The sequence below is a fragment of the Aliterella sp. E5.1 genome (genome assembly GCF_057473825.1).
Genome location: NZ_JBYCCV010000126.1, coordinates 1 through 9120 on the forward strand (window position 1 = coordinate 1; position 9120 = coordinate 9120).

The following is a 9120-nucleotide window of genomic DNA, read 5'->3' on the forward strand; positions in this document are numbered from 1 at the left end:
CTCAGACAAAGAGTGTCTCGTTTGGTACGAAAAACATTGTCTTTCTCCAAATCATTAGAGAATCACATTGGTGCGATTTGGTATTTTGTTCATTATTACAATACATCATTACTTGTTTAGCACTACCCCTAGGGGAAACGGACAGCATTTGGTTTTACGATATAAATACACCCTAGGGAGGATCTCTATCAATCGCGCTAGAGCTTTGGAAATGCAACAATACATAAGTAGCTAAAAAGTAACAGACACTATCCAACAGCCAAATTAATTGGAATTGAACATTCGCCTTTATACCCCCAGCATAGATAATTAATTAATAGTTGATACAGGAAGGGCTAATGTTACCGTCTCTAGCAGAACGTTTGGATGCAGAGCGAAATCACCGATTTGTAGGACGTCAGAGCGAACTTGAATTGTTTGCACAAGCAATCGCTGCTTCGGAATTACCTTTTTATCTACTTTATATATTTGGTCCTGGTGGTGTCGGCAAAACAAGTTTACTCAAACAATTTAATCGTCTAAGTAGTAGCTATGTACAAACAATTTATTTAGATGCACGTAATATAGATCCGACACCAGAATCCTTTATTAATGCTTTAAAAGTAGTACTAAGTCTAGATACCCCCCAGTCTCCTTTACAAAAACTTGCTTGTCAAAACGAACGACAAGTCATTTTCCTCGATACTTACGAAGTTTTAACACCGTTAGACCAGTGGATACGGGAAGTATTTCTACCGCAATTATCAGAGAACACCCTAATAATTATAGCTAGTCGTCAAGCCCCTTCACCAGCTTGGCGCACCGATGATGGCTGGCAAGCCTTAATTCATACTTTGCCCTTACGCAACCTCAGCCCTAATGAAAGCCAAAATTACCTTACTAAACGAGATATCCCGGAAACTGCCCACCAAACCGTTGTAGATTTCACTCATGGTTATCCTCTAGCTCTGTCACTAATTGCTGATGTACTTGCCCAAGATGGACAAATCTCGTTTCAACCAGAAGCTATGCCAGATGTGATTAAAACTTTACTGCGAAGATTTGTCCAGGATGTACCAACACCCGCCCACCGTATGGCTTTAGAAGCCTGTGCTTTAGTACGGATAACTACAGAAACCGTATTAGCACAAATGCTAAATCAGGGAGATGTTCATGGATTATTTGAGTGGTTGCGGGAATTATCGTTTATTGAATCAGGACAGCTTGGGTTATTTCCCCATGATTTAGCTAGAGAAGTATTAATTGCTGACGTGCGGTGGCGTAATAGTGATTGGTACGCCGAGTTGCATCAACGCGCTCGTAATTATTACACGCTGCGCTTACAGCAAACCCAAGGTCAAAAGCAGCATCGGGTATTATTCGATTACATTTTCCTGCATCGCGATAATTCGGCGGTGCGTCCTCGGTTTATTTGGCAAGAAAACAGTAGCTTGCTAACGGATGTGCTGAGAGAGACAGACAAGCCAGCACTACTAAAAATAGTGGCAGAACATGAAGGCGAAACATCCGCGAAAATAGCCGTGCACTGGCTGACAAGGCAACCCCAAGGTGCGATCGTTTTTCGGGATGCACAACAGCAGTTGGCGGGCTTTGTAATTATGATAGCTTTACACGGGGCTAGTCAAGAAGACTTAGATGCCGATCCAGGAGCGATCGCTTGCCAGAATTATTTACACCTCCATTGCCTTCCATTACAGCCAGGGGAGGGTGTAACGTTATTCCGATTTTGGATGGCAAGAGATACTTATCAAGAGGTTTCAGCCACGCAAAGCCTAATTTTTATCAACTTTGTCCAACACCATAGATTGACCAAAGACCTTGCCTTTACATTTTTTTGTTGTGCAAAACCGGATTTTTGGGCAGAAATGTTTGCTTATGCAGACTTAACCCGCTTACCGGAGGCGGATTTTCAAGTTGGAGACAGAAGTTATGGAATTTACGGACATGATTGGCGAGTATTATCAGCCTCAGCATGGCAGGAACTATTAGCACAAAGGGAAATTAACGCCTCTGCTCAAGCAAAGGCTTTGTCCACCGAGCCGACGGAACCCTTGTTAGTGCTTAGTCAACCGGAATTTGGCGCAGCCGTCCAAGAAGCATTACGCAATTTTTCTCGTGCTGATGCGCTGCACAAAAACCCGCTACTGCGATCGCGTTTAGTAGTAAAAAAAGTTAACGCTCCAGGAATGGTAGAACGCATTGCAGCCCTGCAAGCCAGGGTGCAGCAAGCTGTTGAATCGCTCTTATCTTCACCACGAGACGAAAAACTCTACCGAGTCTTGCATCGTACTTATTTGCAGCCTGCATTAACTCAAGAAAAAGCGGCGGAGTTACTAAACTTGCCTTTTAGCACCTATCGCCGCCATCTAAAAGCTGGAATAATACGGGTGGTAGATATTTTATGGCAATGGGAAATTAATTAAGTAACCGGGCAGATACTGGGAATATTGCCTTTAATTGCTGGTATTACAGGGGCGACCATTATTGTCTACAAAGTAGCACTTAGTAGAAATAGAATTATTGCTAGACCTTAAACTGCTCGTCTCTGTTGCCGAATTGGTAGGCTTAAATATAGGAGCTAACCTCGTGTCTAAATTTTCGACCTTTTTTGCACATAAAGCGTTGAGATTCAACGTCTTGCCATCTGTAGTTTCTAGGTAACAAATTGACGAATTAATTTGGGGATTTAGGACTTCTGGATATTGATAATTTGTAGATAAGGGACGAGCAAAAGTAGACTTACTTACAAATGGAATGAAAGCAACAGAAAGAGTAACAGTACACCAAAATAATTGTGATCGCATTAGGTTCTCTTGAATACAAAAAAATTACCAATTGTCTAGTTAAAATCGCACCAGCCCAATTTGCATTAATGCCTGGGTTGTAATGCCCAGACCAAGCAATGCCACGCAAAAAGCGCTGGCAGCAGGCAATACTCGTACTAAGCGCATCTGCAACGGTAGACGATCAAATAGCCGCTTAGTACGAACAAGGAGCAATCCTAAACCAGTAAGCACTCCTGCTAGTCCTAAACTGAACGCCAAAACCATTACAAGTCCAAAACCAACACGACCTAAAGCAACAGCACTCAGTAGTACAACTAAGGCAGAAGGGCAGGGAACAAGACCGCCAGAAACTCCTAGAGTCAACAGGCTACGCCAACTAGGGGGCGCTTCGTCAGTCATTGGGGGTAAATGAGAATGGTTACTACCGTCATGAGTATGATGATGGTTGTGGTGATGAGAGTGTCCGTCATGGGCGTGATGGTGCGTTGAGCCATGAAATTGAGTATTTCGCAATCGACTAATAAACAAATTCAAGCCAATCGCCACTACCATTAAACCCGATAAGCAACTGAGCCAGGGGTATAGGTGTTCTGGGACAATGAAGCGAGAGGCAAAAAGCGTTATCAATCCTAGAGCAAATACTGCCAGAGTGTGGGTAATAGTCGTCGTTAGCCCTAAAAATACGGCGTGTTGGGCAGTAGCCCGCGACCCCACTAAGTAGGCTCCAACAATTGTTTTTCCATGCCCTGGAGACATAGCGTGCATTCCCCCCCACAGGAAAGAACCAGCGATCGCAATTAGCAAAGTTCCCGTTTGCTGCCATATCGAACCCTCAATTAAGGAAAGTTCGCGATTATTGGGATCGAATATATAGTTTTGCACCTGCTCAGGGTAAATTATGGTTGCCAGACAACGAGCCGTAGATACTCCCGGCAAAAATAGATTGTAGTAAAGCTTTAGTTCTTGAACGGGCTGGAGCCAGGTGTAGGCTAGTAACAAGGTGCTATGAGTACCAGCCGTAGCCTGTAAAGCGGTCTGGGTAGCTTCTTGTAAGGTGAAAGTCATTGCAGCGCGATCGCCTTTTTCATCAGTCAGGCGGAGGCGATCGCCAAAAAAGCTTTGCAACTGGGCTTTATGGCTGCGGACTTCTGCAATTGAAAGCTGATTGTCTTTATTGTCGTCGGCAAACGCCGTCAAACCTGTAGGAAAAGTCAGAGTTATTTGAGTTTTTGTTTCTCCGACGATAACTTCAGCCACCGACAAGTCTGCCCAATGAGCATAACTAGAACTCGCAAAAGTAAATGATAGTAAAAGCGAGGCGATGAGCGAGATAATACTTAAGCCAACTAGCCGCCATTTTCCCTGCATATCAGTTCACCACAAATATAAGTTTTTTTAGTTCACACCCAGTCCGACTCCAAGCCCCACGGCTTTTTGAGCCTGTTCGTTAAATTGGGGGTCTATTTCCTGAGCAAGTCGAAAGAAGTTATTAGCCTGGGACGAGTTGCCTAATACCTGTTCAATTGTGCCTGATTGATAAAATATGCCCGCATCGCGGATGCCCCAGTGCCGCGCCTGGTTCATGACTTGTTGAGCTTCCTTCCAGCGCCCAGAACGACCAAGAGCTAAAGCTAAGGTAGCCAGAGTTTCTGGATCATGGCGATCATCGCGCACTTCTGCCTGCATCAATTTCAGAGCTTCAGCTACACTTTCAGGGCGATCGCCTTCTAGCAACAACTGTGCCAATTCCTTTCGATGTCCGAAACCAACCAAATCTTCCCGCAGCTTTGCTTCGGCTTGACTTCGCCACTTTTCTCCTATGGATAAGTTGCCTTGCAAGTCCTGAACGCGAGCCATTCCCCGCAGCACGACATGATCGTACACGGTGGGAGACTCATTAACCAACTGAAAAAATTGCGAATAAAGTTTCTCGGCGGCTTTGTAGTTGCCAAGTCGAATCTCTAACTGGGCTTGATTTAAAAGTGCTGGAGGATATTGGGGAGTTATTCTCAATGCTTCTGTGTAGAGCGTGCGGGATTGTTCTAGTTGCCCTTGCTTATAGTACAGACGACCAAGAAGACTCCGCGCCCAAACCGAGCTACCCGTCTCGCCTGGTTCTTCTATCGCTATAGCTTGCTGCAAACTTTGTATTGCCTCTTTGTCTCTACCCTGGGATACTTGTACTAAAGCTTGTAGTGTCAAAGATCCAAGAGTAGGCACTCGCTTGACTAAAGTTTCCGCCGCTTGGTTGGCTTTATCAACTTTACCCATTGCTAGGTTTGCCGTAACCAAGATTCCTAAAGCATTATCACTAGGCGCTTTTTGGGCTAATTCGATTGCTTTTGCAAAATCATGTCTAGCTTCTGCAACTTTCGCTAATGCTAAAATTGCCCCTTCATTACTAAAAGGCAATTTAGCCAGCGACTCTTGAGCCGCTTGCTCTGCTAACAAATACCAACTAACATCTCCTGAAGCACGAGCCATTTTTAGGTAGGCTGTAGCGAGTAAAGCTCTATCTAAGCCACCATCGGGATTTTGGCGGATACGTTGTTGGTAAAAACTAATTTCTTTGCCTAATTCCAGAGTAACAGTGCCTGATGAAGAACGAACCAAATTATATTGGTAAGGGCGATCGCTTCTAGTCCGATCTAAAAAACCTAATCCTAGCCCGATACTGGCAACTGGTAACACAATTAAAAGCAACAACCATAGACGATTTCTGGCTGCTGGAGCTGCATTTTTACTTTTTTCACAATTAATAGCTTTCATGTCATCTCTACAAAAAAGTCCGCACTACTAAGCGCTTTTTCGCGTTTAGCAGTGCATCAAAAGTTAAAGCGGATCTAATTGGGTAGAGCTAAGTAAGGAAAGGAAGTCACTAACGGACTGTGTCCTTGTGCTGGGTTACCTGGAATACCCTCGTAGGAGACGTTATCGCTGGTAATTGCTCCATTAGTCAATACGCCTAATGTAATATCTACTACATCATCCTTGAGCAAGCGACCGCGAATCGGGCTACCTTTGTCATTAAGCTCATTACCATACCCACTGGGTTTAGTGGTGTCAATTCGCATTACATCCGGTAAAAATGCTCCTAATAGCGCATTAGTACGTTCGTCACTATTGCCAATAGCTTTTAGAGTTTTTGCGGCTTCACCAACAATTGGTGCAGCAATGTTAGCGGCGGGTTGTTGACCAGCTAAAGCAGCAGCTTAAAAGTCAGGTCCAACCTTTTTTAGGGCGTTGAGAAAGTAATTAGAAACAATTAAGCCTTCTTTGATGAGGGGTCTAGCTAACCGTTAAAATTTATTAAATTTGTTGCCCGCCCCCGCCACAGAAATTGTTTGCCAAACATCAAAAGTTGTTGCTGTAGTTGAGCCTTGGAGGAATTTAATTGGTACGCGCACAGCGATCGCATTGACGTTATAATCTCTAGCAAAGTCAATGGCCTCACTAGGGGGGCGAAAACCACCTACTGCCGGCCCAATTCCTAGCGCTCCAGCCCGGACTCGAAAATATTGTTGTACATCAAAGAAAAACGGATCTTCTCGCAACCCGGCAAACACGCTTAAATTAGTACCACCTACTGAAACCTGCTTAACTACTGGGTTTGATGCGTTACTAATTATTGGGGTAGTCGTTGTCATTGCCACGTTACTTGTACTACCACCGCGTAGGGCAGTTAGTTTAACTTCCTGTTGAGCATTGGCATTGGGTTCACTAAATTCAAATCGCAAAGTTACATCTGGTTTACCCGTAGGAGTAGCATCATTATTTGTAACGCGGGTAACATTAAATTCGTACCGCGCTCTGGTGCTGAAGTAATACTGTTGACGAGGTAGCGATCGCGGGTTTGTATTCATAATAAAGACTAAATCTCCATCACTGGCTTGAGGATTTTGGTCTTTTTCCCGAAATACATATAAATCTGTCAAATTGAGGTTGCGACCTTTAGTATCAACCTCGCCATCATCATGATCGGAAGTCTTGGCGTATTGCGGCAGAATTACTGCACTTATAGCGATTCCTAATACTAATCCTCCTAGGGCGAGGACTTTTGGCAAATTCCTTAGAACAGTATTTTTTTGGCTTACCATATTGATTTCTCCTCCAGTTAACTAACTTTGAACTTTTACTACACCAAAAATTTGTTTTAATACTTAGAAGTATGATGCTTAAATTAATTGTCTTTAAATTGGGCAAATTGCCAATTCAATAAATTTTTAAAGTTAAAAATTTACAGATAGTGATTAAAAAGCTTGCAACTACCTACTTACTTTTTAGTTAAAAATAAGCCAGATTTAAGAGACTCACACTATTCAAAAGATAAAACAATTTTTGGCAAACAACGAACTTACTATTGCTTAACTTTTTTTTTCATTCGCCTAACTGCACCCCAAGCACTGAGAGACAATATACCTAATATCGATGTCGGCTCAGGCACAGGTTTAGCACCGCTTAAAGCGATATCGTAGCGTCCATTAGTAGTACTTGTACCGACAAAATCAGTCAAAGTAAAACTACTATTGATCGGTAGAACTTCTCCTGAAAGTGCATCGGGAAACATTCTTGTTCCGTTACTTACAGGATTGTAGCCAGAACTAGAAATTGCTAAATAATAAATGCCAGCTTCAGTAGGAGAAAACCCACTTGATGAAAGAGTAGGTTGTAAAGAGCCAAAACTATCATCATTTGCATACACTCCCCTACCAGCAGAGTCAAATAAAAACAACTGCGGATCGGCGGCTAATTCTGTTGGAATACCTAAAAGATCGTCAATTGGAATTTGATCTGTTTGGGCATTTCTAGTTGTAGCCGAAAATGTCTGACCCCCTGTCAAAAAGATTTGAAATAAATCAGCATCCTTCTCAAATAGATTTCCAGAGATTGAATCTAGTGAAAATGTCCCCGTTGGGATAACTTGGGCTGTATTGAGGTTGTCACCAGCATCACTAATTTCAGCAAAAGTTACAGCTTGTGCTTGCCCTGCATAAACTACTGCTAACAGCACCGAAATAGCTGATATAAATTGTTTCATGTATAGTAAATCCTTAATCATAGTGCAAGTATCAAGTTAGAGCAGCCTAAAAATTTGAGTTATGCTGTCTTCAAGAAATGAAGGTTCTTATGAGCTGAGCCAAAAGCAGCTAAATAAAGTGTCGATTTCAGTTCCTCCGGCGCTCGAAAAACATGAGAATCCTCATTAGGAATGTGAGTGTGAAGTACCCCGCCGATGCTAAAAGCATCAACGAGGCTTCCAGTTTCACAGGCTAACGCCGCTTCTAGACAAGTCTAGATTTGGGCTAACTTACCCTCCACAGGTTTTGCTATGACTTACGCCACGCACTTACTGCTACAACCCACCATTGAGTTGACCTGGCAGCCATCCCATAACGCGCGCCGGAAATATTTTGTTTTTTTTGTTTAGAACTTTTGTATGAAAAGTTACGTTATTCGCCTTTCAAGTTCAGTGCAGTATTTAGCCTTTTTATCGGCTCTGCAAGCGGTTCGCCTACTGCGGCTACATCCTCTCTCCCAACTAAAGCTTAGAGTATATGTATAATATCGTACTTCTTTGTCAAGAGTCAATATAGATTTGTAACTCCTTATAAGTCGTTACCCGCTATCCATCCCCGCCTATCAAAGCATGGACGAGGAATTTCGCAAAACCAGGTTAAGGTAAATTTGCACTCCACTTGTTAGCATCCATAATCTAAATCAATCGGCTACTCACTTTCCAGTCCAAAAGTTGCTCACTTTTTGCTCGTTTTATAAATAGGGTGCAAAAATAAAAGCTCCTAAAAGGGTTGATGCTTTACAGCATTATTCAGTCACAAACTATAGTCGAATGGCACTAAGTTAAAAACTAAACTGGTGATATTCTAAAAGGTAGAGCTTACGGTCATTTCAGTCATTTGAACAAATGCACCTAACACAATGAATTTATTAGCTGAAGGTTTCTCAAATCAGCGACCCGGAGAAAGACTATTCTATTGCGCTTGCCTCTGATAATCAGGGATAATTCGTTTATTAAAGAAATACTAAAATGATTAAAATAAACAAGTTTTAGAAATGTGATGGGAATAAAGTTAATCACTTCACTTCAGGAAATTAAAAATTTCCGCCTCGATGGTATAGTAGTTTGAAGCCTCAGCAGACCCCTAGCGTAATCGCACCCAACCCCTCAGAAAACGCATAGCTTAATTAGGTAGTGCGTCAGATTATTGTGGGATAGGTCACGATATCATTCCAAGTCCATGGTCGAGAGGTTAATCCTGCTCGTTGTGCGGCAGTGGACTTGAACCGACTATGCTGCCAAATCCAATTGAAGTAA

General features: G+C 42.7%; 6 protein-coding genes and 2 pseudogenes. 2 read left to right on the forward strand and 6 right to left on the reverse strand.

The window, feature by feature from the left end:
• On the forward strand, positions 1-120 hold a 120-nt coding region (locus AC2VE5_RS22275), incomplete at its 5' end, for an IS1 family transposase (protein ID WP_486889214.1).
• Between the two features lie 218 nt (positions 121-338).
• Positions 339-2423, forward strand: a complete 2085-nt coding sequence (locus AC2VE5_RS22280) for an ATP-binding protein (RefSeq protein ID WP_486889868.1) — start codon at positions 339-341, stop codon at positions 2421-2423.
• A gap of 30 nt (positions 2424-2453) precedes the next feature.
• Here AC2VE5_RS22280 and AC2VE5_RS22285 read toward each other — a convergent pair whose 3' ends face one another.
• The 6 genes and pseudogenes from AC2VE5_RS22285 to AC2VE5_RS22310 form a co-directional block, all read right to left on the reverse strand.
• Positions 2454-2804, reverse strand: coding sequence for a hypothetical protein (locus AC2VE5_RS22285; protein ID WP_486889869.1), 351 nt, complete (start codon positions 2802-2804; stop codon positions 2454-2456).
• Positions 2805-2843: 39 nt separating this feature from the next.
• A complete protein-coding gene (locus AC2VE5_RS22290; RefSeq protein WP_486889870.1) occupies positions 2844-4154 on the reverse strand; it encodes a nickel/cobalt transporter in 1311 nt (436 codons plus the stop codon).
• A 27-nt stretch (positions 4155-4181) separates the two neighbouring features.
• A complete protein-coding gene (locus AC2VE5_RS22295) occupies positions 4182-5555 on the reverse strand; it encodes a tetratricopeptide repeat protein (RefSeq protein WP_486889871.1) in 1374 nt (457 codons plus the stop codon).
• Positions 5556-5629: 74 nt separating this feature from the next.
• A pseudogene (locus AC2VE5_RS22300) lies at positions 5630-6883 on the reverse strand (DUF4331 domain-containing protein).
• Between the two features lie 260 nt (positions 6884-7143).
• Entirely contained in the window at positions 7144-7824 is a 681-nt protein-coding gene (locus AC2VE5_RS22305) for a DVUA0089 family protein (protein WP_486889872.1), read from the reverse strand.
• Between the two features lie 1178 nt (positions 7825-9002).
• A pseudogene (locus AC2VE5_RS22310) lies at positions 9003-9120 on the reverse strand (IS1 family transposase); the annotation flags it as partial.

Coding starts and splice junctions, on each gene's coding strand:
- AC2VE5_RS22305 (WP_486889872.1), bottom strand. CDS start 7,824: ATGAAACAATTTATATCAGCTATTTCGGTGCTGTTAGCAGTAGTTTAT.
- AC2VE5_RS22280 (WP_486889868.1), top strand. CDS start 339: ATGTTACCGTCTCTAGCAGAACGTTTGGATGCAGAGCGAAATCACCGA.
- AC2VE5_RS22285 (WP_486889869.1), bottom strand. CDS start 2,804: ATGCGATCACAATTATTTTGGTGTACTGTTACTCTTTCTGTTGCTTTC.
- AC2VE5_RS22295 (WP_486889871.1), bottom strand. CDS start 5,555: ATGAAAGCTATTAATTGTGAAAAAAGTAAAAATGCAGCTCCAGCAGCC.
- AC2VE5_RS22290 (WP_486889870.1), bottom strand. CDS start 4,154: ATGCAGGGAAAATGGCGGCTAGTTGGCTTAAGTATTATCTCGCTCATC.